Source organism: Streptacidiphilus sp. EB103A, from assembly GCF_041261405.1.
Taxonomy (GTDB): Bacteria; Actinomycetota; Actinomycetes; order Streptomycetales; family Streptomycetaceae; genus Streptacidiphilus.
Window position 1 is genome coordinate 109,067 of the sequence record NZ_JBGCAQ010000018.1, and the last position, 25,062, is coordinate 134,128.

General features: G+C 71.5%; 15 protein-coding genes. 9 read left to right on the forward strand and 6 right to left on the reverse strand.

Annotated features, from left to right (window positions below):
• Positions 1 to 331 precede the first annotated feature (331 nt).
• Positions 332 to 1,501, forward strand: a complete 1,170-nt coding sequence (locus tag ABH941_RS27995; RefSeq protein ID WP_370132314.1) for an anion permease — start codon at positions 332 to 334, stop codon at positions 1,499 to 1,501.
• 12 nt (positions 1,502 to 1,513) lie between these two features.
• Positions 1,514 to 1,753, forward strand: coding sequence for a hypothetical protein (locus tag ABH941_RS28000; protein ID WP_370132315.1), 240 nt, complete (start codon positions 1,514 to 1,516; stop codon positions 1,751 to 1,753).
• Positions 1,754 to 1,896: 143 nt separating this feature from the next.
• On the opposite strand, the gene ABH941_RS28005 is transcribed toward ABH941_RS28000, so the two are convergent.
• Together ABH941_RS28005 and xylB are read right to left on the reverse strand one after the other, a co-directional pair.
• A complete protein-coding gene (locus tag ABH941_RS28005) occupies positions 1,897 to 3,129 on the reverse strand; it encodes an ROK family protein (protein ID WP_370132316.1) in 1,233 nt (410 codons plus the stop codon).
• Between the two features lie 38 nt (positions 3,130 to 3,167).
• Positions 3,168 to 4,610 (reverse strand): xylulokinase, encoded by a 1,443-nt coding sequence (gene xylB / locus ABH941_RS28010; protein ID WP_370132317.1) that lies wholly within the window; start codon positions 4,608 to 4,610, stop codon positions 3,168 to 3,170.
• A gap of 110 nt (positions 4,611 to 4,720) precedes the next feature.
• Between xylB and xylA the strand changes: the two genes are divergently transcribed.
• Entirely contained in the window at positions 4,721 to 5,905 is a 1,185-nt protein-coding gene (gene xylA, locus ABH941_RS28015; RefSeq protein WP_370132318.1) for a xylose isomerase, read from the forward strand.
• A 917-nt stretch (positions 5,906 to 6,822) separates the two neighbouring features.
• Here the strand turns inward: xylA and ABH941_RS28020 are convergent.
• Positions 6,823 to 10,578 carry a S8 family serine peptidase gene (locus tag ABH941_RS28020; protein ID WP_370132319.1) on the reverse strand — a complete coding sequence of 1,252 codons (3,756 nt, stop codon included), beginning with the start codon at positions 10,576 to 10,578 and terminating at the stop codon, positions 6,823 to 6,825.
• A 144-nt stretch (positions 10,579 to 10,722) separates the two neighbouring features.
• Positions 10,723 to 11,517: an enoyl-CoA hydratase/isomerase family protein gene (locus ABH941_RS28025; protein WP_370132320.1), complete on the reverse strand. Its 795-nt coding sequence runs from the start codon at positions 11,515 to 11,517 to the stop codon at positions 10,723 to 10,725.
• Between the two features lie 128 nt (positions 11,518 to 11,645).
• On the opposite strand from ABH941_RS28025, the gene ABH941_RS28030 reads away from it, so the two are divergent.
• Together ABH941_RS28030 and ABH941_RS28035 are read left to right on the forward strand one after the other, a co-directional pair.
• Entirely contained in the window at positions 11,646 to 12,449 is an 804-nt protein-coding gene (locus ABH941_RS28030) for a polysaccharide deacetylase family protein (protein ID WP_370132321.1), read from the forward strand.
• An 80-nt stretch (positions 12,450 to 12,529) separates the two neighbouring features.
• The gene (locus tag ABH941_RS28035; RefSeq protein WP_370132322.1) at positions 12,530 to 13,720 is read left to right on the forward strand and encodes a beta-propeller fold lactonase family protein; all 1,191 of its coding nucleotides are present in this window, start codon (positions 12,530 to 12,532) and stop codon (positions 13,718 to 13,720) included.
• A gap of 156 nt (positions 13,721 to 13,876) precedes the next feature.
• On the opposite strand, the gene ABH941_RS28040 is transcribed toward ABH941_RS28035, so the two are convergent.
• Positions 13,877 to 15,355 carry an FtsW/RodA/SpoVE family cell cycle protein gene (locus ABH941_RS28040; protein WP_370132323.1) on the reverse strand — a complete coding sequence of 493 codons (1,479 nt, stop codon included), beginning with the start codon at positions 15,353 to 15,355 and terminating at the stop codon, positions 13,877 to 13,879.
• 148 nt (positions 15,356 to 15,503) lie between these two features.
• Positions 15,504 to 17,948, reverse strand: coding sequence for an endopeptidase La (lon, locus tag ABH941_RS28045; protein ID WP_370132324.1), 2,445 nt, complete (start codon positions 17,946 to 17,948; stop codon positions 15,504 to 15,506).
• 164 nt (positions 17,949 to 18,112) lie between these two features.
• On the opposite strand from lon, the gene ABH941_RS28050 reads away from it, so the two are divergent.
• The 4 genes from ABH941_RS28050 to ABH941_RS28065 all read left to right on the forward strand — a co-directional run bounded on the left by ABH941_RS28050 (position 18,113) and on the right by ABH941_RS28065 (position 25,026).
• Positions 18,113 to 18,784, forward strand: a complete 672-nt coding sequence (locus ABH941_RS28050) for a spermidine synthase (protein ID WP_370132326.1) — start codon at positions 18,113 to 18,115, stop codon at positions 18,782 to 18,784.
• A 228-nt stretch (positions 18,785 to 19,012) separates the two neighbouring features.
• Positions 19,013 to 19,741, forward strand: coding sequence for a response regulator transcription factor (locus ABH941_RS28055; RefSeq protein ID WP_030257395.1), 729 nt, complete (start codon positions 19,013 to 19,015; stop codon positions 19,739 to 19,741).
• Entirely contained in the window at positions 19,738 to 20,919 is a 1,182-nt protein-coding gene (locus ABH941_RS28060; RefSeq protein ID WP_370132327.1) for a sensor histidine kinase, read from the forward strand. Before ABH941_RS28055 ends, ABH941_RS28060 begins: the two co-directional genes overlap by 4 nt.
• 261 nt (positions 20,920 to 21,180) lie before the next feature.
• Complete coding sequence (locus tag ABH941_RS28065; protein ID WP_370132328.1) at positions 21,181 to 25,026, forward strand: multifunctional oxoglutarate decarboxylase/oxoglutarate dehydrogenase thiamine pyrophosphate-binding subunit/dihydrolipoyllysine-residue succinyltransferase subunit; 3,846 nt, start codon at positions 21,181 to 21,183, stop codon at positions 25,024 to 25,026.
• The last annotated feature ends 36 nt before the right edge of the window (positions 25,027 to 25,062 follow it).

Genomic DNA, 25,062 nt, shown 5'->3' on the forward strand with positions numbered 1-25,062 from the left:
GCTCCCCGTGCACTGCCCCGGAGATCCTTCCATGCCGTACCGACATACGGCAGTGGCCGTCCAGCTTTCTCACCTGGATCTCAGCCGCAACCGGCCTCCAGGGCCGAAGCCGTGCCCAGCGAAGCAGCGGCAGATGAATGTGACACAGCTCTCTCTGGAAGGCCGGTTGAACGAAACCGTCTCCCACTCCCCAGACGCCCCATGGCGGTGCGCCCCGATTCGCCCCGTTTCGGTGTCCCCATCAACTTCAGATCGGCCGTGAGTTCACCTTCCGTTCACCCGATGTCCCTACGGTCAGCCACGACAATTCCGCTGAGACGATTGTTTGGTAATGGAACACATCTCGTTCCTGGTGACCGTCGTGATCATCACGGCCCTCGCCTTCGACTTCACCAATGGCTTCCACGACACCGCCAACGCGATGGCCACCTCCATCGCCACCGGCGCGCTGAGGCCGAAGGTCGCGGTCGCGATCTCCGGCGTGCTCAACCTGGCCGGCGCGTTCCTCTCGGTGGCCGTCGCCAAAACGATCTCCGGCGGACTCGTCGACGAGAAGGCAGGCATCCGGCCCGCGGTCGTCTTCGCCGCACTGATCGGCGCCATCATCTGGAACCTGGTCACCTGGCTGCGGGGCATCCCGTCCAGTTCCTCGCACGCCCTGTACGGCGGGCTGATCGGCGCCACGCTGGTGTCGGTGGGGATGCACGGCGTGCACTTCGACGTCGTGGTCACCAAGATCCTGATCCCCGCGGCCGCCTCGCCCATCGTGGCCGGGGTCGCCGCCTGGGGGGCGACGAAGATCGCCTACCGGACCACCGCCAAGGGCAGCGAGAACGTCAACACCAAGGGCTTCAAGGCCGGGCAGATCGCCTCCGCCTCCTTGGTCTCCCTGGCCCACGGCACCAACGACGCCCAGAAGACCATGGGCGTGATCACCCTGACCCTGGTCGCCGCCGGTGCGGTCGCCCCCGGGTCCAACCCTCCCACCTGGGTCATCGTCAGCTCCGGGCTGGCCATCGCGCTCGGCACCTACATCGGCGGCTGGCGGATCATCAGGACCCTGGGCAAGGGCATCGCCGAGATCGAGGCCCCGCAGGGCTTCGCCGCGCAGACCGCCTCGGCCACCGTCATCCTCACCTCCTCCCACATGGGCTTCGGCCTGTCCACCACCCAGGTCTGCTCCGGCGGCATCATGGGCGCGGGCAAGGCCGGCCGCACCGGCCGGGTCAACTGGTCCACGGTCCGGAAGATGGCCTACGCCTGGGGCCTCACCCTTCCCGCCGCAGGGCTGCTGGGCGGCGGCGGCGCGCTGCTGGTCGACCGCGGCGCCGTCGGCGAGGTGCTGCTGGCGCTGATCGGCGTCGGGGCCAGCGTCTGGATCTACCTGCTCTCCCGGCGCCAGCGGATCGACGCCGGCAATGTGGTGGACGCCACCACCGTCGGCGACGGGCCCACCCCGCTCACCACCGTCCCGGCCGCCACCGGCCCCATCGCGGCCTAGGAGGTCCACACCATGAAGATCCACTGGGCCGCACTCGGCAACACGTTCGGCGTCAGCCTTCTCATCACCCTCGGCGTGGTCACTGCGTTCTGCTTCGGCGTCTCGGCCCTGTCGCGCCGCGAAACCGCTCTCGCGGGCGGCGGTTCCGGTTCCGCCGCGCGGGGCGGCGGCGCCCTGGCCGTGGCCGTGCTCTGCTTCGCCGTCTGCGCGGCAGCCGTGGGCTACGGGCTCTACCTCATCGCAGGGGCCTGAGGGTCTTTCGGCTGCGGGCTGTGCATGGTTGATCGCGCAGTTCCCCGCGCCCCTGGGGGTCTGCAACTGGGCCAGTTGCACTTGCTTAGGGGCGCGGGGAACTGCGCGACAAGCCAGCTACGGTCCGCAGCCGAAAGAATCCCTCAGCCCACCCCAAACGCACCCAACGGATCCTCAATAATCCGCCGCACAGTAACCAGCGCCGCCCCCAGCAGCGCCCCGCCCCGCCCGAGGCCGGAGGCCGAGAGTGCTGCGGCTTCCCACGGGCGGACCGTCACCCTCGCCGCCAGCTCCGCCCGCATCGCGGGCAGCAGCCATTCGCCCAGCTCGGCGTAGGCGCCACCGAGCACCACCGCCTCCGGGTCGACCAGGTTCACCGCGCCGGCCAGCGCCGTACCCAGGGCCGCCCCGGCCTGCTCCAGCGCCTGCCGTACCGGGACGGAGCCTTCCGCCGCCCGCTTGGCCAGCAGGGCGACCCAGTCGCCGGAGTCCTCGGGCAGCCCCGCGGCGGCCAGCACCGCCCGCTCGCCCGCGTACTGCTCCAGGCAGCCGTGCGCACCGCAGGGGCACAGCGGCCCGTCCGGGTGCACCGGGACATGGCCCAGCTCACCGGCGAACCCGCGCGCGCCCCGGAACAGCCGGCCACCGACGACCAGCGCCGCACCGATGCCGGCTTCGGCCGACACATGGACGAAGTCGACCGGGGTCGGCCCTTCCGCATCGCCGCCGGCCCGCCACAGCTCGGCCAGGGCGCCCAGATTGGCCTCGTTCTCCACCGAGAGCGGCAGCCCGAGCAGCATGGGCGGCAGCTGCAGGTCGCGCCAGCCCAGGTTGGCCGCGTGCACGACCGTCCGCGCCGCCGCGTCCACCAGGCCGGGGACGGCCAGCACCGCACCGGTCGGGCGCAGGTTCAGCGCCTCCGCCTCGCGCAGCAGCTCGGCCGCGAGCGCGCCGAGGTCGGCCAGCACCTCGTCGGCCGGACGCCCCCGGTTGGCCGAGACGACCCGGCGCTGCACCCGCACCTCCCCGCTGAGGTCGACGACGCAGGCGGCGAGGTGCTCCACCCCGACTTCCAGGCCGAGGCCGGCCGGGCCCTCGCTGCTGAGCACCAGGGCGTTGCCGGGCCGTCCGACCCGCCCGCTCGGCGCCGGGCCCAGCTCGCTGACCAGCCCCGCCTCGTGCAGCGTCACCACCAGGGTGGACACGGCGGCCCTGGTCAGCCCGGTGCGGGCGGCGACATCGGCGCGCGACAGCGGAGCGTGCGCGGCGACGGCGCCCAGCACCACGCCCAGGTTCTGCCGGCGCATGCCCTGCTGGGAGGCGGGACGGCGCTGCTCACCCCCGGTCGGGCTCGGGCTGTGGCTATGGCTCGGCATGGGACCCCTGTGCTCTCAGCAGTGCGGCGCCCTGTCGCTCATATGACGGGCTGGTCAAACAGACTTCCGGATCGGTGCAGCGTATCCGCGATCCGTTCCAGCGCCGCGTCGTCCCTCCGCAGCGGCTCCAGCAGCCGTCCTTCGGACGTGCCCCAGCGCCGCGCGACCTCGTCCGCGCGCTCGCCGGTGAGCAGCGCGGCCGCCTGCGCCGCCGCGCCCAGGGCGACCAACTCGCTCGCCACCGGGATCCGCACCGGACGACCGGACAGCCGGCGCACCGTGTCCTGCCAGGCCCTGCCCTGGGCGCCGCCGCCGATGAGCAGCAGCTCGGTCCCGGCGTCGATCTGCTCCCCGCCCGCGACGAGCACCTGCTCCAGCGCCGCCAGCAGCGAGTAGGCGGCGCCGTCGTACGCCGCCTGGAGCAGCTGGCCGCCGGTGGTGTCATGGCGGAGCCCGTGGATCAGCCCGGAGGCGTAGGGCAGGTCGGGCGTGCGCTCGCCGTCGAAGTACGGCAGCACGACGGCCGTGCCGCCGGGCTCCACGGCCTGGCGGTCCAGACCGAGCAGAGCGGCGGTGCGGTCCACCGCCAGGGTGCAGTTGAGGGTGCAGGCCAGCGGCAGCCAGTGGTCCAGCGCATCGGCGAAGCCGCAGACGGTGCCGGACGGGTCGGTCGGGCGGCCCCGGGTCACCGCGTAGACCGTCCCGGAGGTGCCCAGGCTGAGCACCGGCCGCCCGGGGGCGAGCCCGAGGCCCAGCGCCGCCGCCATGTTGTCGCCGGTGCCGGCCGCAACCAGGGTGCCGGGCCGCAGCCCGCTGCCGCTGCCCGTCCCGGCGAGCACCTCACCGGCCGCCTTCCCGGCCTCCACCACGGTCGGCAGCATCCCGGCGTCGAGCCCCAGCCGGGCCAGCAGGTCCAGGTCGTACCCGGCGGGCGTCCACCAGCCGGTGCCGGAGGCATCGCCCCGGTCGGTGGCGGCCGCCCCGGTCAGACGCTCCGTCAGGAAGTCGTGCGGCAGTCGCACCGCGGCGGTACGGGCGGCGGCCTCGGGCTCGTTCTCGCGCAGCCAGGCCCACTTCGCGGCGGTGAACGAGGCCCCGGGGACGCTCCCGGCCCGCTGCGCCCAGGTCTCCCGCCCGAGTTCCGCCACCAGCGCGGCGGCCTGCGGCGCCGAGCGGACGTCGTTCCACAGCAGGGCGGGGCGGACCGGTTCACCCGCCGTGTCCAGGGTCACCAGCCCGTGCTGCTGACCGCCCACCGACACCGCCGCCGCCCGCTCGGCGTAACCGGTCGCGGCCACGGCTTCGCCCAGCGCCCGCCACCACTCGCGCGGGTCGCTCTCCCGGCCCGCGCCACCGCTCACGGTGTGCCCGGCCCGGCCCTCGCCCAGCACCGCCCCCGTCGCCACATCCACCGCGACCGCCTTGGTCGACTGCGTCGAACTGTCGATCCCGATCACGATTTCGCTACTGCCGACCTGCACGGATCCTCCTTGGTGGGGGTCAGGGGGTTCCCCTCCCGACGAGCTGATACTAATTTGTTCACCGCGATGACGAATAGTCTCCCCGCCCTGCATCTTCTGGAGCCGTACACATGTCCGAGCAGCTGACCGACCTCACACCCACCCCCGCGGACCGCTTCACCTTCGGCCTCTGGACCGTCGGCTGGCAGGGCCGGGACCCCTTCGGCGACGCCACCCGCCCCGCCCTCGACCCGGTCGAGTCCGTCACCCGGCTCGCCGAGCTCGGCGCCTACGGCGTGACCTTCCACGACGACGACCTGATCCCCTTCGGCTCCTCCGACAGCGAGCGCGAGGGTCACATCAAGCGCTTCCGCCAGGCTCTGGACGCCACCGGCATGGCCGTCCCGATGGCCACCACCAACCTGTTCACCCACCCGGTGTTCAAGGACGGCGGCTTCACCACCAACGACCGGGACATCCGCCGCTACGCGCTGCGCAAGACCATGCGCAACATCGACCTCGCCGCCGAGCTGGGCGCCACCACCTACGTCGCCTGGGGCGGCCGCGAGGGCGCCGAGTCCGGCGCCGCCAAGGACGTCCGGGTCGCGCTTGACCGTCTCAAGGAGGCCTTCGACCTCCTCGGTGACTACGTTGTATCGCAGGGGTACGACATCCGCTTCGCGATCGAGCCCAAGCCCAACGAGCCCCGCGGCGACATCCTGCTCCCGACCATCGGCCACGCGCTGGCGTTCATCAACTCGCTGGAGCACGCCGACCGCGTCGGCCTCAACCCGGAGGTCGGCCACGAGCAGATGGCGGGCCTCAACTTCCCGCACGGCATCGCCCAGGCACTGTGGCACGGCAAGCTGTTCCACATCGACCTGAACGGCCAGTCCGGCATCAAGTACGACCAGGACCTGCGCTTCGGCGCGGGCGACCTGCGCCAGGCCTTCTGGCTGGTCGACCTGCTGGAGTCCTCCGACTACGCCGGCCCGCGCCACTTCGACTTCAAGCCCCCGCGCACCGAGGACATCGACGGCGTCTGGGCCTCCGCCGCCGGCAACATGCGCAACTACCTCGCCCTCAAGGCCAAGGCCGCCGCGTTCCGCGCCGACCCCGCCGTCCAGGAGGCGCTCCGCGCCGCCCGCCTGCACGAGCTGGCCCAGCCCACCCTGGCCGAGGGCGAGACCCTCGCCGACCTCCTCGCCGACGACTCCGCGTTCGAGACCTTCGACGTCGAGGCCGCCGCCGAACGCGGCATGGCCTTCGAGCAGCTCGACCAGCTGGCCCTGGACCACCTGCTGGGCATCGCCTGACGGTGGCGGCGGCGCCTCGCCTCCCCTGCGCCTTGGGTGGACGGGGGAGGCGAGGCGTTTCCGCAGGTCGGCGGCAGCTGTGGGTGGCTTACATGGCGGGTTCCTTGCCGCCCTCCGCCGTCCGTGGCTTGTTGCTGTTGCTCGCTCCGCTCGCGGGCCAACAGCAGCGGGGAGCGGGGCCCGGGCCGGGCGCCGTTCCCGGGCTGGGGGTCGCGGGAGTGAGGGCGGGGCGGCGTAGTCGGCTGTTTGCGGCAGCTGTGGGTGGCTTACATGGCGCCACCGTTGCCGCCCACCCCCGCCCGTGGCTTGTTGCTGTTGCTCGCTCCGCTCGCGGGCCAACTGCAGCGGGGGAGCCAGGCCCGGGCCGGGCGCCGTTCCCGGGCCCGCGTGGTGGGTGGGGGGCGCAGAAACGATTCTGCGGCAGGGCTTCGGCCGAACCGGGGTCACTTTTGGTACACCGGGGCACTTTTGGTACGCCAAGACCGGGGCAAATGGTGCATTGCGGCATGATCAAGTGACACCTTGTCCCGAAAGTGACCCGGGTTTGCCCTCGGGCCGGGCATTTCGGGTCACTGCCTATACGTTCGGGTCACTCTCTCGACGTCAAAAGCGGACATAGCGGGCGGGATCCGTCGGGCGAGTGACCCAAAAGCATGGGCAGTGACCCCAAAACCGGCCAAGCCACGGGCAGGATCGTTTCTGCACACCCCCGCCACCAACCGACCCACCGCCCGGCAACGGCGGGCCGCCCACACCCCTCCCTGCCCTTGTAGCCGCGAGCGAAGCGAGCCACAGCAACAAGCCACGGACGGCGGAGGGCGGCAACGGTGGCGCCATGTAAGCCACCCGCAGCTGCCGCCCTGAGCTGCGGCGGCGCCCCGCCTCCCCCGAGACCGGACCCCCGCCGCGCCCCGCCTCTACCTCAGCCCGAACGCCTCCAGCACGGTCTGCGTCACCGTGTTGCCGGACGCGTCCTTGGCCGTGGCGCGGAGCGACACGAACGCCGCCGACTTCGGCGCGTGGAGCTGGGCTGTCCAACTGCCCGCCCCTGCCCCCGTCCCCGACCCCGCCTTGCTCAGCCTCAGTGCCTTCCAGCTGCTGCCGTCGTCGTACGACACCTCCAGCGTCCCCCCGGCGATCTTCGCCGTCCGCGACATCTCGGCCAACTCCGAAGCCGTCAACGTGATCGAGGCGGACCGCGAGGCCCTGCCCGTCAGGTCCGTCGCCACGCCGTAGTCGAGCTGGATCAGCGGGAGGGTGTCGATGACGGACAGGTCGGTGGTGCCCGAGGTGAAGGTCCACTCGGTCCGGGTGCCGGGTGTGTACGGGAACGCCCCGACCTGGTTGGTGGCCGCGACCAGCCGGTACGGCACCGGGTTCGTACTCGCCGGGACGTTCGTGTAGATCGCCTGGTAGTTGGACTTCTTGATCATCGTGCTGCCCTGGTAGAGCCACAGCGTCTCGTTCAACTGACCGTTGCCCTGGTCGAATCCACTGTCGCCGGGCATGGCGTCACCCCAGCCGGGGATGTTGACCGTCATCCAGTCGCCGTTGCGCTGCGGCAGCCAGGTCGAGGTGTTCAGCCTCGGGTGCAGCACCGGTGAGAACCAGTTGTACGGGTGCCTGCTGCCCGCCGCGTAGCTCAGCAGCGGCGTGCGCTCCTGCACCACCTGGCTGCTTGCCTCGTCGTACCAGGTGAAGCCGTTCCCGCCCGGGGTGACCCAGTCGGTGCGGGCTGCAGGCACCTGCTGGTTCTGGTCGAAGCCGACCCCGTAGCTGTCGAAGTCCTGCATGTCGTAGCGGCCCTCGCTGCCCGCCTGCGTTCCCGACGGGGAGGCGAAACGGTTGTCGATCTCCGCCAGCTGCGAGGCCTTCGGCCGATAGGTCAACTTCGCCGGAACCGCGCCGTCATGACGCTCCACCAGGTCGTACGCATAGGACGGGACCGGCTGCGACCCCACCGCCAGCCTGGTCGCCCTCGCACCGCCGGCGATCGCCGCCTCCAGCGCCTTTCCCTCGGTCGTGGTCACTGAGGCCACCTCGATCGGGCTGTTCGCCGAGTAGTCGGCGGCGCCGTACCAGTTGCTGACCCGACCGAGCGCTCCGGACACCACCAGCAGCAGCTTGGCCCCCGCCGCGACGGCCGCCGCCGCCTGGTCGGTGGGGCTGACCGTGGTGTTGTCGTCCACGACCACGGCCTTCCCCTTGGCGTCGAGGCCCGCGTAGGCCGTGCTTGCGCCCTGCCCCGCGTAGACCGCCGTCAGCCTGCTCGACCCGGCCGGGAGCTGGGTCGAGCCGATCTGCTGCAGCAGGTCGGTGAAGGACTGCCCCGCGCCGCTGACCGTCAGCATCGGCTCGGCGTCACGCCAGCGCGCGACGAAGGAGAACGCGCCGTCGGTCACCGGGGCCGTGGTCTGTGCCCACAGGCTGGTGTACTTGACGGGGATCATGTCGCTCTCGTCGAAGCTCGTCCCGCCCGCCGAGCGGTACCACTCCAGCCTGGTCTCCTCGGCCGCGCTCCGCTTGGGCGTCACCGCCGAGACCTGGTGCGCCTGCCGCGCGTCCAGCGCGACCGTGCGGTCGGCCGTGAGCTGGATCTGCGGCGCGGACAGCACTGCCAGGCCCAGGTCCGACGGGCCTGCCGCGCCGGGCAGGTCGGCCTCCATCAGCAGCGCGTACTCGCCCTTGGGCAGACGCATCGTCAGCTTCCCGCTGTCCGGGACGGTGACGGTCTGCGCATACTGCGCGCCCGCCTCGAAGAGCACCGCGCTGCCGCCCAGCGGAGCACCGGCCCGATCGGTGGCGGTGACCGTCAGGTTGTACATCTCCGCTTCGTTGTCGATGCCGATCAGCGTGTGCGCGACCACGGCGCCGCTGCTCGCGTCGGTGGCTTCGAGTTGCCCGTCGGTGTTGCCGTAGGGCGCCTTCGCGGGGTCACCGGCGACGGTGACCTGCGCCGTCCCGTTCGCCGGGACGGTCACCGAGGACGCCGAGAGGGTGAACGTCCCGGCCGGGGCGGTCACATCGGCCGCCAGGTTCAGCGTCACTGCCGTGCTGCCGGTGTTGGTGTAAGTGACGGTCTTCACGCTCGGCCTGTCGGCCGTGTGCGGCCAGGGGTAGTAGCCGGACCAGGCGCTGGCACTGGCGTGCACCGTGCCCAGTACCGCCGCCTTCGCGTCCACCCGCCCGCTGCCGCCGTCGGAGACCGCGATCTGCGGGGTCAGCGCGGCCGTGCTGACCAGGTCGTCCTTGATCTGCTGCCCGGTCCAGTCCGGGTGCTGCTCGGCCACCAGCGCCGCCGCCCCCGCGACATGCGGGGTGGCCATGGAGGTACCGCTCATCGTCGTGTAGTAGCCGCTGCCGTCGCTCATGTACTGGGAGCGGGCGGCGAGGATGTCCACGCCCGGGGCGGTGATCTCCGGCTTGGGGTCGCCGTCGATCGCGCGCGGCCCAGTGCTGGAGAAGTACGCCAGGTTGTCGCCCGAGTCGACGGCGCCGACGGTCAGCGCCGAGCTCGCCGAGCCCGGGGAGCCGACCCCGGCCGAACCGCTGTTGCCGGCCGCGATGACGAAGAGCGCACCGGTCGACGCGCTGAGACTGTCCACGGCCTGGCTCATCGGGTCGCTGCCGTCACCGACCACGCTCGCGTCGCCCAGGCTCATGCTGATGACCTTGGCGTGCTCGGTCTGCGCCGCCCACTGCATCCCGGCCAGCACCCAGGAGTCCTGACCGTAGCCGGTGTCGTCGAGCACCTTGCCGACCAGCAGGTGTGCGCCGGGGGCGACGCCCTTCTCCTTGCCGCCCGAGGCCGCGCCGGTGCCGGCGATGGTCGAGGCGGTGTGCGTGCCGTGGCCGACATGGTCCTCGATGGACTCGCCGGGGACGAAACTCTGGCTCGCGTCGACCTGCCCCACCAGGTCCGGGTGCTGGGTGTCGATCCCGGTGTCGAGGATCGCGACGTCCACGCCCTTGCCGTCGGTCCCGGCCGCCCAGGCAGCGGGGGCGCCGATCTGCGCGGTGCTGTCCGCGAGGGAGGCCTTGACCCTGCCGTCCAGCCAGATGTGGGTCACCCCGTCGGCGAAGGCCGCCTTCGGAGCTGATGCCGAACGTGTCCTGGCACCGGCCGGCGCCAGCGTCTGCCACACCCCGGCCGCCTTCGCATGGCTGACGGTCGCCGCCGCACCGCCGATGGACGACAGCTTCCGGGTCGCCGCCAGCCCGGGCACCAGCGGAACCGCCGCCGCCGACTTCGCCGCCGTCCCGCCGTACTGGACGATCAGCGGCAGCGTGCCGGTGTGCGCGTCGTCATAGCCGTCCGCGATCAACTGGGTGACGTCGAACAGCCGCTGGTCCAGGACGCCCGCCGCCACATAGGGCAGCGCCTCGTCCGGGTAGACGTACAGCTCCTTGCCCACGGTCCGGGTCCGGACGCCGCCGGTCAGCCCGTCCGGGCGCCGCACCGTCGCGACGCTGCGCCCGTCGCTGAGGGTCTTCACGGTGACGGTGTCGCCGGTGATCAGGGTGACCGTGCGGGTGACCGTCGTACCGGCGCCGGCCGGGACCGCGGTCCCGGCCGTGCCGCTCGCGTGGGCGCCGTACGGGGTGACCGCCAGCAGCGCCAGAGCGGCAGCGGCCGATATCAGGCCGCGGCGCCGGAAGAGGGAAGGTGGCACAGGGGTGTCCTCCTGGATCTGCGAGACAGCAGAGGTTGGAGGACATCCTTGGGAGGAACACCATCGAATGCGCGGGCCGGAGGTGGCGGATAACCGCCCTGGCAGCTATACGCCTGACCGCTCGCCCCGCTATCTGGCGAACTGTCAGAACTTGGGCTGCCGCCGCTCGACGAACGCCGCCAGCCCCTCCGCCACATCCGGCGCGGTACGCGAGGCCCGCTCCCACCCGGCCACCGCGGCCTGCGGGTCCCCGCCGCCCAGCTCGGCCGCGATCACCGCCTTCACCGCGCCCTGGGTCTGCGCCGAGCGCGCCGCCAGGGTCCTGGCGAACTCCAGCGCCCTGGCCTCCACGTCCACGGCGACCTCCTCGACCAGCCCGTAGACCAGGGCGGTCGCCGCCGGGAGCAGCTCACCCGAAAAGAGCAGATAGCTCGCCCTGGCCGGCCCGACCAGCCGGGTCAGCCGCACCGTCGGCACCGCCGGGTAGACGATCCCGAGCTTGGCCGGGGTGATCCCGAGCCGGGCGTCCGGCGCGGCAAAGCGCAGGTCGCAGGCGACCGCGAGCTGGCAGCCGCCGCCCACGCAGGCGCCCCGGAGCACCGCCAGCGTCGGATGCGGAAAGGCCGCCAGCGCCTCCTCGGCCCGGACGTTGACGGCGTGGTAGTCGTCCGCCGTCGCCGCGTCCGCGTAGACCTCGCGCAGCTCGGCGATGTCGGCTCCGGCGCTGAAGGTCCCGCCCGCGCCGCCCACCAGCAGCACCCGCAGCCCCGGCTCCTTCGCGAGCCGCCGCAGCAGTTCCGGCAGCGCCTCCCACATCGCCCGGGTGAGCGCGTTTCGCTTCTCCGGGCGATCCAGCGTCAGCACGGCGATACCGTCCTCGCCCAGGGCCACCCGGAGTCCGGGTACCCCGTACGGCAGCTCCCGGCGACCTTGCAGCATGTGCCTGCACCTCCGTGTTTCGGACCTGAACCGGCCCCAGGAACCCCAAGCTGACCAGGCGCCACTCTACGGTCGGCGTCCCGGCGTTCACCGCGCGGGACCGATGAGCTGACCCTATTGTTCGATGGGTGACCCCACTCGACCGTCGCGGCCTGCTGCGGATCGCGGCCATCGGCGCCGCCGGCTCGCTGACCGCCGCCTGCTCCGACAACTCGGGCAACGCGCACGCCGACGCGGCCGCCGCCCCGTCGAGCACGCGACCCTCGGCCCGCGCCACCGCTCCCGCGTCCGCGACGCCAAGCGCCGACGCCCTGCCCGCCCTCGCCGCCGGGCTGCCGTTCGAGATCACCACCGGGCCGAGCACCCGCCCGCAGGCCGCGCTCACCTTCCACGGCCAGGGCGACCCGGCGATCGCCAAGGCGGTCCTGGCCGAGGCCGAACGGGCGAACGCCAGGGTCACCGTGATGGCCGTGGGCAGCTGGCTGGACGTGTACCCCGAGATGGCGACACGGATCCTGGACGGCGGCCATGAGCTGGGCAACCACACCCAGAGCCACGGTCCCATCTCCACCATGACCGCCCAGGGGGCGTACACCGAGATCGCCCGCTGCGCCGCCCGGCTGAAACAGCTCACCGGCAGCCCCGGACGCTGGTTCCGTCCCTCGCAGGCCCAGGACTGCACCGCGACCGTCGCCGCCCAAGCCCGCCGGGCCGGCTACCAGCACTGCCTCAGCTACGACCTGGACTCCCTCGACTACACCGACCCCGGCTCGGCCGCGGTGACCCGGACCGTCCTCGACGGGGTACGCCCGGGCTCCCTGGTCAGCATGCACTTCGGGCACAGCGGCACGGTCAGCGCGATGCCCGGAATCCTCGACGGCCTGCACCGGCGCGGACTCCGCGCGGTCACAACCTCGGAGCTGCTCAGCTGATGTCCTCCCACCCGCCACCCGCCGCCGCCCCTGATCGAGGCGCAGCGCGCCGCCCCTCCGCTTTGCTCTCCCGAACCCGGATGCTCCCGCTGTCTGCCTGCGCCGCGCTCGCCGCCGGCGGCCTCCTGCTCGCCTCGGCCTGCTCGGCCGACCATCACAACCAGACCGCCTCCGCCGTCCAGCCCAACAGGGCGGCCGGATCCGCAGCGGCCTCCGGCGCCGCGCTGCCGGGCAGCGCCGACGCCCTCCCCGGGATGCCGCTGCCGCTCTCCCCCACCGACGTCTACGCCGCGGACCGTCCCAACCAGCTCTCGCCGGTGGTCAAGAACTTCCCCTCCCGGGTCTACGTCCCCAACACCCTGTCCGACACCGTCAGCGTCATCGACCCGGCCACCTACAAGGTCATCCAGACGCTGCACGTGGGCCACCAGCCCCAGCATGTGGTCCCCTCCTGGGACCTCAAGACGCTGTGGGTCAACAACGACCTCGGCAACAGCCTCACCCCGATCGACCCGGCCACCGGCCGGATGGGCGCCGAGGTCGATGTGCACGACCCGTACAACCTCTACTTCACCCCGGACGGCAAGCACGCGGTGGTGATGGCCTCGGCCGACCACGCCCTGGTGTTCCGGGACGCCCACACCATGAAGGTGGTCAAGTCCGTCCCGGCGGGGTGCGAAGGCGTGAACCACGCGGACTTCTCGCCGGACGGGACGTACTTCATCGTCTCCTGCGAGTTCTCCGGCGATCTGCTCAAGGTCGACACCGCCAAGATGTCGATCATCGCCAGGCAGCGGATCCCCTACAACGGCTCCATGCCGCAGGACGTCAAGATCTCCCCGGACGGCAAGGTCTGGTACGTCGCCGACATGATGGCAGGCGGCGTCTGGGAGCTGAACGGCGACACCTTCTCGGTGCCCACCCTGCTCAAAACCGGCGCCGGCGCCCATGGCCTCTACGTCAGCCGGGACTCCACGTACCTCTACATCTCCAACCGCGGCGAGGGATCGATCTCGGTCCTGGACTTCGCGACCGGCAAACTGGTGCACAAGTGGCAGATCCCCGGCGGAGGCAGCCCCGACATGGGCGGCGTCTCGGCCGACGGCAAGGTGCTCTGGCTCTCCGGACGCTACAACGCCGAGGTGTACGCGATCTCCACCACCGACGGACACCTGATCGCCCGGATCCAGGTCGGCAACGGACCGCACGGACTTGCCGTCTACCCCCAGCCCGGCCGCTACTCCCTCGGCCACACCGGGGTCTTCCGCTGACCGGTTTTCGGCTGCGGGCTGTGCATGGCTGGTCGCGCAGTTCCCCGCGCCCCTAGGGGTCTGCAACTGAGCCAGTTGCACTTGCTGGGGGCGCGGGGAACTGCGCGACCAGCCAACTACGGTCCGCAGCCGGGAGCCCGCCAGAACCCCAGCCCCCTACGCCGCCCCGTACTCCGCCCGCGCGGCAGCGATCTCTTCGGCTGAGATGGTCAGCGTCTCCGCCGGGTCCTGCGGCACCGCCAGTTCCGCCTGCCCGGCCGCGTCACTGAGCTTGATCAACAGCGCCACCATGATCCAGTTTGCCACCGTCGAGGACCCGCCCTGGGCCAGGAACGGCAAGGCCTTGCCGGTCTGCGGGATCAGTCCGACGACCCCGCCGGACACCACGAACACCTGCAGGATCAGCGTCGCCGCCAGCCCGGAGGCCAGCAGCTTGCCGAAGGGGTCGGTGAGCCTGATCGCGGTGTGCATCCCGCGCTGGGCCAGCAGCATGTACAGCAGCAGCACCGCCATCAGCCCCGCAGTCCCCAGCTCCTCGCCCACCGTGGCCAGGATCCAGTCGCTGCGCGAGGCGAAGCCGATCAGGATGGAGTGGCCCTTGCCCAGCCCGGTGCCGGTGAACCCGCCGTTGGCCAGCGCGAACAGCGACTGGGCCAGCTGCGGCGAGCTGCCCAGCGGCGGCTGTCCGTTGACCAGATGGGTGTAGTAGGCCATCGGGTCCAGCCAGTTGTTGACCCGGTAGGTGACGTGCGACACCAGGGTGCCCGCCGCGACCGCGCCGGCCAGCGCCATCCCGCAGCCCAGCACCAGCCACCCGGTGCGCTCGGTGGCGATGTAGAGCATCACGATGAAGGCGCCGAAGAAGATCATCGAGGTGCCCAGGTCGGACTCGGCGACCAGCACCACCAGGCTGACCGCCCAGATCACCAGCACCGGGCCCATGTTCCGGCCGCGCGGCAGGCTTATGCCCATGATCTTCCGGCCGACCAGCGCCAGCGCGTCCCGGTTGGCCATCAGATAGCTGGCGAAGAAGACAATGATGGCGAGTTTGGTGAACTCTCCGGGCTGGAAGGACAGCGGTCCCAGCCGGATCCAGCGCCGCGCCCCGTAGGTGTCACCGGAGAAGAAGGCCGGCGCCACCAGCATCACCAGGGACACCGCCATCACCAGATAGGTGTAGCGCTGCAGCACCCGGTGGTGCTTGACCCAGACCACGAACCCGGCGAAGACCGCGACCGCGATCACCGTCCACATGATCTGGCCGGAGGCCATGGTCACGTTCTTGGGGTTCTGCTTGACAGTCGCCTCGTCCAGGCGGTGGATCAGGGTCAGGCCCAGCCCGGTGAGCAGCACCGAGATCGGCAGGATCAGCGGGTCGGCGTAGGCCGCCCACTGCCGCACCACCAGGTGCGCCACCAGGGCCAGCACCGCCAGCCCACCGACCAGGGTGGCGAAACTGCTCGGCAGCTTGTTGTTGAGCGCCAGCTCCACGCTGGCCTCGGCGAAGCCGCAGATCGCGACCGCGAAGAGGATCAGCAGCAGTTCCAGGTTGCGCTTCTTCGCCGGGGGTCCGGTGAACCCGGAGGCCCTGGCAGCGGCACCGGGGTTGCTCCCCGCTGCTCGTCGTCCGCCCATCGCGCGCACCCACCCAACCAACTCGCCGTCAGAACCGTCGCATTCTCGCAGGTCTCGTCCCGAACAGGGACGGCCCCCTCGAAGCGACGGTTCCGACGGCGGTGCATTTCGGACAGGTCGGTCAGGTTTCGTCAGGCGGAGACAGCGGTCAGGCCGCCAGCACGCTCTTGGTGAGCGTTACCGCGGGCTCCAGCGCCAGCTCCAGCACCTGGCGGACGTCCGACACCGGGTGGACCGTCAGCCGCTCCAGCACCTCGGCCGGGACGTCGTCCAGGTCGGGCTCGTTGCGGGAGGGGATGAGCACCGTGGTGATCCCGGCCCGGTCGGCGGCCAGCAGCTTCTGCTTCACCCCGCCGATCGGCAGCACCCGGCCGGTCAGCGAGACCTCACCGGTCATCGCCACCTCGGTCCTGACCTTGCGCCCGGAGAGCAGCGAGGCCAGCGCCGTGGTCATGGTGACACCCGCGCTCGGGCCGTCCTTGGGCACGGCCCCGGCCGGGACGTGCACGTGGACGCCCCGCTCGCGCAGCGAGGTGACCGGCAGTTCCAGCTCGGCCCCGTGCGAGCGCAGGAAGGACAGCGCGATCTGTGCGGACTCCTTCATCACGTCGCCCAGCTGGCCGGTCAGGGTCAGCCCGGTGGAGCCGGTCTCCGGGTCGGCCAGCGACGCCTCGATGAACAGCACGTCGCCGCCGGCCCCGGTGACCGCCAGACCGGTCGCCACTCCGGGCACCGCGGTACGGCGCTCGTCGGGCTCCTGGGCCGCCTCGGGGGTGTGGTGCGGACGGCCGATCAGTCCGCGCAGGTCACCGGCGGTGACCGTACGGGGCAGCTCGGCGCCCTCGGCGCCCAGCTCCTGCTGGGCCGCGACCTTGCGCAGGATCCTGGCGACGGCCCGCTCCAGGCTGCGGACGCCCGCCTCGCGGGTGTACTCGCCGGCCAGGCTGCGCAGCGCGTCCTCCTCCACGACGACCTCGTCGGCACCCAGGCCGGCCCGCTCCAGCTGACGCGGCAGCAGGTGGTCCCTGGCGATGACGACCTTCTCGTCCTCGGTGTAGCCGTCCAGCCGGACCAGCTCCATCCGGTCCAGCAGCGCCTCCGGGATGGCCTCCAGGACGTTCGCCGTGGCCAGGAAGACCACGTCGGACAGGTCCAGCTCGACCTCCAGGTAGTGGTCCCTGAAGGTGTGGTTCTGCGCCGGGTCCAGGACCTCCAGCAGCGCCGCCGCCGGGTCGCCCCGATAGTCCGAGCCGACCTTGTCGATCTCGTCCAGCAGTACGACCGGGTTCATCGAACCGGCCTCCTTGATGGCCCTGACGATCCGTCCGGGCAGCGCGCCGACGTAGGTGCGCCGGTGCCCGCGGATCTCGGCCTCGTCGCGGACTCCACCCAGCGCGACCCGGACGAACGACCGGCCCATGGCCCGCGCCACCGACTCGCCCAGCGAGGTCTTGCCGACCCCGGGCGGGCCGACCAGCGCCAGCACCGCGCCTCCGCGACGGCCGCCGACCTGGCCCAGGCCCTTGTCCGCGCGGCGCTTGCGCACCGCCAGGTACTCGACGATCCGGTCCTTGACGTCGTCCAGCCCGAAGTGGTCGGCGTCCAGCACCGCCCGCGCGCCGGTGATGTCGTACGCGTCCTCACTGCGCTCGTTCCAGGGCAGCTCCAGGACGGTGTCCAGCCAGGTGCGGATCCAGCTGCCCTCGGGCGAGGCGTCGGACGAGCGCTCCAGCTTGTCGACCTCCTTGAGCGCCGCCTCGCGGACCTTCTCGGGCAGGTCGGCGGCCTCCACCCGGGCCCGGTAGTCCTCCTCCTCGGAGTCCGGGTCACCGTTGAGGTCGGAGAGCTCCTTGCGGACCGCCTCCAGCTGCCGGCGCAGCAGGAACTCCTTCTGCTGCTTCTCCATGCCCTCCTGGACGTCCTTGCGGATGGTCTCCGCGACGTCCTCCTCGGCCAGGTGGTCGCGCAGCAGCTGCAGCGACAGCTTCAGCCGGGCGACCGGGTCCAGCTCCTCCAGCACCTGGACCTTCTCGGCGCCGGTCAGGAACGGCGCGTAGCCGATGTTGTCGGCCAGGTCGGAGACGTCCTCGATGGCGGCGACCCGGTCCACGATCTGCCAGGCGCCGCGCTTCTGCAGCCACGTGGTGGTCAGCGCCTTGTAGTCGCGCACCAGCTCGGTGACGGAGCCGGGCAGCGGATCGGGGACGGTGGACTCGATCGGCTCGGCCTCGACCCACAGGGCCGCGCCGGGGCCGGTGGTACCGGCGCCGATACGGACCCGTCGCACACCGCGCACCAGCGCGGCCGGGTCGCCGTCGGCCAGCCGGCCGACCTGCTCCACCGTCGCCAGGGTGCCGATCGCGCCGTACGAGCCGTCGATCCGCGGGACCAGCAGCACCCGCGCCTTGCGGGCGCTCGCGACGGTACGGATGCCAGGGGCGTGCGCCCCGCTGTCCCGCTCCGCCGCCTGCGCGGCCTCGACGGCGGAACGCACGTCGGGGTCGGACAGGTCGAGCGGGACGACCATGCCGGGGAGCACCGCCTCGTCATCGAGTGGCAGGACCGGCAGGGTCAGTGAAGAGGCGTTCGCCATGATCTCTCCCCAGTTATCAAAGTTGAGTTACCTGGACTAAAGGAGATTGACCCCCCTGGTGTTCCCCAACGGTGTTCGCCGTGAGCGATCGGCCTGCTGCGGCAGAATGAAATCCGCCCGAACGGCACCTCTGCACCGCACCAACACCGGAGAGAGCCCCTGTCATGCCCGACCTTCCCGAAGTCCTGGACCGCCGCGACGGCCCCTACGGCGAAGCCGTCCTGCGCCGCCGCGGCGAGCACTTCGAGATCATCGCCAACGGCTGCTTCCTGATGGACACCTCGGACGGCCGCTCCGAGCGCCTGCTGGTCACCGCCGCGCTGGACGCGCTGGCCGAGCCCTGGGGCGCGAACCTGCTCATCGGCGGCCTCGGCGTCGGCTTCTCGCTGGCCGCGGCCTCGGCCGACCCCCGCCCGGGCCGGATCACCGTCCTGGAGCGCGAGCAGGCCGTGATCGACTGGCACACCGCCGGCGACGCCCCGCTCGCACCCTTCGCCGGCGGCGGCCACACCGACCCGCGCACCCGGATCGTCCACGACGACCTGCTGCGGCACCTCCGGGCCACTGCCGAACGCCATGACGTAGTCTGTCTGGACATCGACAACGGTCCCGACTGGACCGTCACCGAGTCCAACGACACCCTCTACACCGAGCCGGGCCTGGACCTGCTGCAGCGCGTACTGGCCCCGAACGGCGTGCTGGCCTTCTGGAGCGCCGCCCCCTCCCCTGCCTTCGAGCAGCGGCTGCGGAACCGGTTCCAGGCGGTCGGGACCATTCCGGTGGGCGTCCAAGTGGAGCGCGGTTTGCCGGATGTCGTGTACCTTGCCACTGCCTGATGGCAGCGGGATCGCTGCACGCCAATGAACGGCAGGTAGGGTCTACGCCCATGCCGCCCCCCGAAAGGCCGGTTTGTAGAAGACTGGGTGCCGGGGGGACTGCTCCGGTGCGTAGGTTTCGACCGGCGGGCGGCAGGCAACGGACAAGTACGGACGAGACGATGCGAGCAGGAGCGCCCCCACAGGCGTTCCGAGATACCCGCAAGCCCTGGGGGCGGTGGCGTGACCGTGACGGATGCACAGCAGCAGGAGACCAACGGGACCGGAGGTCAGCGACGGGTCCTGGTCGTGGAGGACGAGCCGACCATCGCCGAGTCGATCGCCGCCCGGCTGGGCGCCGAGGGCTTCCGGGTGGCGATCTCGCACGACGGGCCCACCGCCGTGGACTGCTTCCAGACCTGGCAGCCCGACCTGGTGGTGCTGGACGTGATGCTGCCCGGTTTCGACGGCCTGGAGGTGTGCCGCCGGATCCAGGCCCACCGTCCGGTCCCGGTGCTGATGCTGACCGCGCGTGACGACGAGACCGACATGCTGGTCGGGCTCGGCGTGGGCGCCGACGACTACATGACCAAGCCGTTCTCCATGCGCGAGCTCGCGGCCCGGGTCAATGTGCTGCTGCGCCGGGTGGAGCGGGCCCAGCTCGCGGCCCGCACCCCGATGGGCGGCACGCTCCGGCTCGGCGAGCTGGAGATCGACAACGTCCAGCGCCGGGTCCGGGTGGCCGGCGGCGACATCCACCTGACGCCCACCGAGTTCGACCTGCTGGCCTGCCTGGCGCAGCAGCCCCGCGCGGTACTGACCCGCGAGCAGCTGCTCGCCGAGGTCTGGGACTGGACCGACGCCTCCGGCACCCGCACCGTGGACAGTCATGTGAAGGCGCTGCGCCGCAAGATCGGGGCCAACTGGATCCGCACCGTGCACGGGGTCGGCTACGCCCTGGAGGCCCCGACGCCATGAGCGCCAACAGGGGGGCGAGGACCAGGGCGGCCAGGACCAGCGATCAGCAGGAAACAGCCGTGCGTCCCGGCCCGCTGCGCCGCGCGGCACAGCGGGTGTGGGCGGATCTGCGCCCGCTGGACCCACTGCGGTCGATCAAGGCCAAGCTCGCGGTCCTGGTGATCACCTCGGTGTGCATCTCCACCCTGATGGTGGTGCTGGCGCTGAACTCGGACACCCAGATCCGCATTGTGATGATCTTCTCCGTGGTCGCCTCACTGCTGATCACCCAGCTGCTGGCACACGGGATGACCGCGCCGCTGCGGGAGATGACCGCGGCCGCCCGGGCCATGGCCGCCGGCGACTACAGCCGCGAGGTGCGGGCCACCTCCCGGGACGAGGTCGGCGAGCTGGCCACCGCCTTCAACACCATGGCCGCCGACCTGGAGGCCGCCGACCGGCAGCGTCGCGAGCTGATCGCCAATGTGTCGCACGAGCTGCGCACCCCCATCGCCGCCCTGCGGGCCGTGCTGGAGAACGTGGTCGACGGGGTCGTCCGCCCGGAGCCGGCCACCATGGCCGCGGCCCTGGAGCAGACCGAGCGCCTCGGCCGGCTGGTCGCCCATCTGCTCGACCTCTCCAAGATCGCCGACGGGGTCACCTCGCTGGACACCCGGGAGTTCGGCGTCGAACCCTTCCTGTCCGGGGTGCTCCGCGGTCTGAGCATGGACGGCTCCACCTCCGGCGGGGCCAGCCGCCGCCGCCATGACGTCTCACTGGCGCTGGACGTCTCCCCCGGCCTCACCGCCGTCGCCGACCCGGAACGGCTGCACCAGGTCGTCGCCAATCTGGTCGACAACTCCTGCCGGCACAGCCCCAAGGACGGCACCGTCACCGTCCGCGCCCGCGCCTTCCAGGACGGCGGCCGGGCCAGCGGGCTGCTGCTGGAGGTCGCCGACCAGGGCCCGGGGATCCGCCCCGAGGACCGGCACCGGGTGTTCGAACGCTTCAGCCGCGGCAGCGGCCCCTCGGCCCAGGGCCCCGGCAGCGACGGCGGCACCGGCCTCGGCCTGGCCATCGCCCGCTGGGCGGTCGACCTGCACGGCGGAACCATCGCGGTCGCGGACTCCCCGGTGGGCTGCCTGATCCGGATCACCCTGCCGGGGCAACGGTCGCCTGTCCGTTTGGGACAGACCTGAGACACTTGCCCGAAGTGCGGTCGGCGATTCGGGGATATCACCCTGAATGTCAGTATTTGCCGGGCGCTCTGCGACCGAACAGCCACTCGTTATCCCCGATCACGAACGACCTCACACATCGATTTCGCGCCAAATCCGACGGCCGCACTGTGATCTGCGCGACGGCCGGGCAGCGGGACCTGCGCGGACCGGTGTCGGGGGCGTAGCCTTGGCTTCCGCTGTCCACCATTCTTAAGGAAGCGGAAGAGGGCGGTTGCCGCCGTGTCGCCAGAGTCCCCCCATACCTCGAACAGCTCTACCAGCACTGACCCGGGTTTCGGCCCGAACGAGTGGCTGGTCGACGAGATCTACCAGCAGTACCTCCAGGACCCCAACTCCGTCGACCGGGCCTGGTGGGATTTCTTCGCCGACTACAAGGCCGGCGAGAAGGCGGGCCAGCCGGGTGCCCCTGCCGGAGCCGAGGTGACGGCGGCAGCACAGACCGCCGCGGCCCCCTCGACCCCGGCAGCGGCCCCCGCACCGCCGCCCGCCGCGCCCGCGCCGATCCCGGCTCCCGCAGCCGCCGTCCCACCGGTCGCCCCGGCAGCCGCCGTCGCTCCCGCAACCCCTGCCGCACCGGCCGTAGCAGTGCCCCCGAAGCCCCCGGCTCCGCCCGCGCCCGCGCCCCGGTCCACCTCCACCCCGGCCGATGTGGCCGACACCCTTAAGGACAGCAAGAACGTGACGTCCCCCGTCGCCCCCGCCGGTCCCGAGCTGATCGCCCTCAAGGGCCCCTCCGCCCGGATCGTGGCGAACATGGACGCCTCGCTCTCGATGCCGACCGCGACCAGCGTGCGCGCCGTCCCCGCGAAGCTGCTGATCGACAACCGCATCGTCATCAACAACCACCTCAAGCGCGCCCGCGGTGGGAAGGTCTCCTTCACCCACATCATCGGGTACGCCATGGTGCAGGCGATCAAGGCGATGCCGGCCATGAACCAGGGCTTCCAGGAGAAGGACGGCAAGCCCTTCCTGGTGAAGCCCGTGCACGTCAACCTCGGTCTGGCCATCGACCTGACCAAGCCCAACGGCGACCGCCAGCTCGTCGTGGCCGCCATCAAGAAGGCCGAGACCCTCGACTTCTTCGGCTTCTGGCAGGCCTACGAGGACATCGTCCGCCGGGCCCGTCAGAACAAGCTGACGGTGGACGACTTCTCCGGCGTCACCGCCTCGCTGACCAACCCCGGCGGCATCGGCACGGTCCACTCCGTGCCCCGCCTGATGCCCGGTCAGGGCACCATCCTGGGCGTCGGCGCGATGGAGTACCCGGCCGAGTTCCAGGGGTCCTCCCAGGAGACCCTCTCCCGGCTGGGCGTCTCCAAGGTCATGACGCTGACCTCGACCTACGACCACCGGGTCATCCAGGGCGCGCAGTCCGGCGAGTTCCTGCGCACCATGCACCAGCTGCTGCTCGGCCAGGCCGACTTCTACGACCGGATCTTCGAGTCGCTGCGGATCCCCTACGAGCCGGTCCGCTGGGCCACCGACGTGGACAACAGCCACGACAACGAGGTCAACAAGACCGCCCGGGTCATGGAGCTGATCCACAGCTACCGGGTCCGCGGCCACCTCATGGCCGACACCGACCCGCTGGAGTACAAGCAGCGCAAGCACCCCGACCTCGACGTCCAGGCGCACGACCTGACGCTGTGGGACCTGGAGCGCGAGTTCGCCGTCGGCGGCTTCGCCGGCCGGGCGACCATGAAGCTGCGCGACATCCTCGGCGTACTGCGCGACTCGTACTGCCGCACCATCGGCATCGAGTACATGCACATCCAGGACCCCAAGCAGCGCCGCTGGATCCAGGCCCGGGTCGAGCGCGGCCACGACAAGCCCGAGCGCGAGGAGCAGCTGCGCATCCTGCGCCGCCTCAACGCCGCCGAGGCGTTCGAGACCTTCCTGCAGACCAAGTACGTCGGCCAGAAGCGCTTCTCGCTGGAGGGCGGCGAGTCCGTCATCCCGCTGCTGGACGCGGTCCTGGACTCGGCCGCCGAGGCCAAACTGGACGAGGCCGTGATCGGCATGGCCCACCGCGGCCGGCTCAACGTGCTGGCCAACATCGTCGGCAAGTCCTACGCCCAGATCTTCCGCGAGTTCCAGGGCAACCTGGACCCCAAGTCGATGCACGGCTCCGGCGACGTCAAGTACCACCTGGGCTCCGAGGGCACCTTCACCGGCATCGACGGCGAGAGCCTCAAGGTCTCCCTCGCCGCCAACCCCTCCCACCTAGAAGCGGTGGACCCGGTCGTCGAGGGCATCGTCCGCGCCAAGCAGGACATCCTGGACAAGGCCGGCAACTCCTTCGACGTCCTCGCCGTGCAGATCCACGGGGACGCGGCCTTCGCGGGCCAGGGCGTGGTCGCCGAGACCCTGAACATGTCGCAGCTGCGCGGCTACCGCACCGGCGGCACCGTGCACGTGGTGATCAACAACCAGGTCGGCTTCACCGCCGCCCCGGCCGCCTCCCGCTCGTCCACGTACTGCACCGACGTGGCGCGCATGATCGAGGCCCCGATCTTCCACGTCAACGGCGACGACCCGGAGGCCGTGGTCCGGGTGGCCCGGCTGGCCTTCGAGTTCCGCCAGGCGTTCGGCAAGGACGTGGTCATCGACCTCATCTGCTACCGCCGGCGCGGCCACAACGAGGCCGACAACCCCTCGTTCACCCAGCCGCTGATGTACGACCTGATCGACAAGAAGCGCTCGGTGCGCAAGCTCTACACCGAGGGTCTGATCGGTCGCGGCGACATCACCGTCGAGGAGGCCGAGCAGGCGCTCAAGGACTACCAGGACCAGCTGGAGAAGGTCTTCGTGGAGGTCCGCGAGGCCAACGCCAGCCCGGCCCCGGCCACCAGCGAGCGTCCGCAGGCCACCTTCCCGGTGGGTGTGCAGACCGGCATCTCCCAGGAGACAGTCAAGCGCATCGCCGAGTCCCAGGTGGCCCTGCCGGACTGGCTCACGGTGCACCCCCGGCTGCTCCCGCAGCTGCAGCGCCGCGCCGCCAGCATCGACGACGGCACCATCGACTGGGCCATGGGCGAGACCCTCGCCATCGGCTCGCTGCTGATGGAGGGCCACCCGGTCCGCCTCGCCGGCCAGGACAGCCGCCGCGGCACCTTCGGCACCCGGCACGCGGTGCTGGTCGACCGGGTCACCGGCGAGGACTACACCCCGCTGCTCTACCTGACCGAGGACCAGGCCCGCTACACCGTCTACGACAGCCTGCTCTCCGAGTACGCCGCCATGGGCTTCGAGTACGGCTACTCGCTGGCCCGCAAGAACGCGCTGGTCGCGTGGGAGGCCCAGTTCGGCGACTTCACCAACGGCGCCTCCACCATCGTCGACGAGTTCATCACCTCCGCCGAGGCCAAGTGGGGCCAGACCTCCGGGGTCACCCTGCTGCTGCCGCACGGCTACGAGGGCCAGGGACCGGACCACTCGTCCGCGCGCATCGAGCGCTTCCTGCAGATGTGCGCCGACAACAACATGACGGTGGCCCAGCCGACGCTCCCGTCGAACTACTTCCACCTGCTCCGGTGGCAGGTCCACAACCCGCACCACAAGCCGCTGATCGTCTTCACCCCGAAGTCGATGCTGCGACTGAAGGCCGCGGCGTCCAAGGCGGAGGAGTTCACCGGCGGAGCGTTCCGCCCGGTGATCGGCGACTCCACGGTCGACCCGGCCAACGTCCGCAAGGTCGTCATCACCGCCGGAAAGTTCTACTACGACCTGGAGGCGGCCCGCACCGAGCGCGGCATCACCGACACGGCGCTGGTCCGCGTCGAGCGCCTCTACCCGCTGCCGATCGCCGAGCTCCAGGAGGAGCTGCAGCGCTACGGCGGCGACGTCCAGTACGTCTGGGCCCAGGAGGAGCCGGCCAACCAGGGCGCCTGGCCGTTCATCGCGCTCAACCTGGTGGACCACCTGGACGTGGTCGTCGGCCGCAACGCCAACGGCTCCCGCCTGCGCCGCGTCGCCCGCCCGGCCTCTTCGGCCCCGGCAGTCGGCTCCGCCAAGCGCCACGCCGCCGAGCAGCACCAGCTCGTCGAGGACGTCTTCGCCATCTGACGCCCCGACACGACGGGCCCGACACCCCAGGGGTGC

Bases quoted from the DNA above. Each gene is read 5' to 3' on its own strand.
- ABH941_RS28040 (WP_370132323.1), bottom strand. From the start codon at position 15,355: ATGGGCGGACGACGAGCAGCGGGGAGCAACCCCGGTGCCGCTGCCAGG.
- xylA (WP_370132318.1), top strand. From the start codon at position 4,721: ATGTCCGAGCAGCTGACCGACCTCACACCCACCCCCGCGGACCGCTTC.
- ABH941_RS27995 (WP_370132314.1), top strand. From the start codon at position 332: ATGGAACACATCTCGTTCCTGGTGACCGTCGTGATCATCACGGCCCTC.
- lon (WP_370132324.1), bottom strand. From the start codon at position 17,948: ATGGCGAACGCCTCTTCACTGACCCTGCCGGTCCTGCCACTCGATGAC.
- ABH941_RS28025 (WP_370132320.1), bottom strand. From the start codon at position 11,517: ATGCTGCAAGGTCGCCGGGAGCTGCCGTACGGGGTACCCGGACTCCGG.
- ABH941_RS28035 (WP_370132322.1), top strand. From the start codon at position 12,530: ATGCTCCCGCTGTCTGCCTGCGCCGCGCTCGCCGCCGGCGGCCTCCTG.
- ABH941_RS28000 (WP_370132315.1), top strand. From the start codon at position 1,514: ATGAAGATCCACTGGGCCGCACTCGGCAACACGTTCGGCGTCAGCCTT.
- ABH941_RS28060 (WP_370132327.1), top strand. From the start codon at position 19,738: ATGAGCGCCAACAGGGGGGCGAGGACCAGGGCGGCCAGGACCAGCGAT.
- ABH941_RS28005 (WP_370132316.1), bottom strand. From the start codon at position 3,129: ATGCCGAGCCATAGCCACAGCCCGAGCCCGACCGGGGGTGAGCAGCGC.
- ABH941_RS28050 (WP_370132326.1), top strand. From the start codon at position 18,113: ATGCCCGACCTTCCCGAAGTCCTGGACCGCCGCGACGGCCCCTACGGC.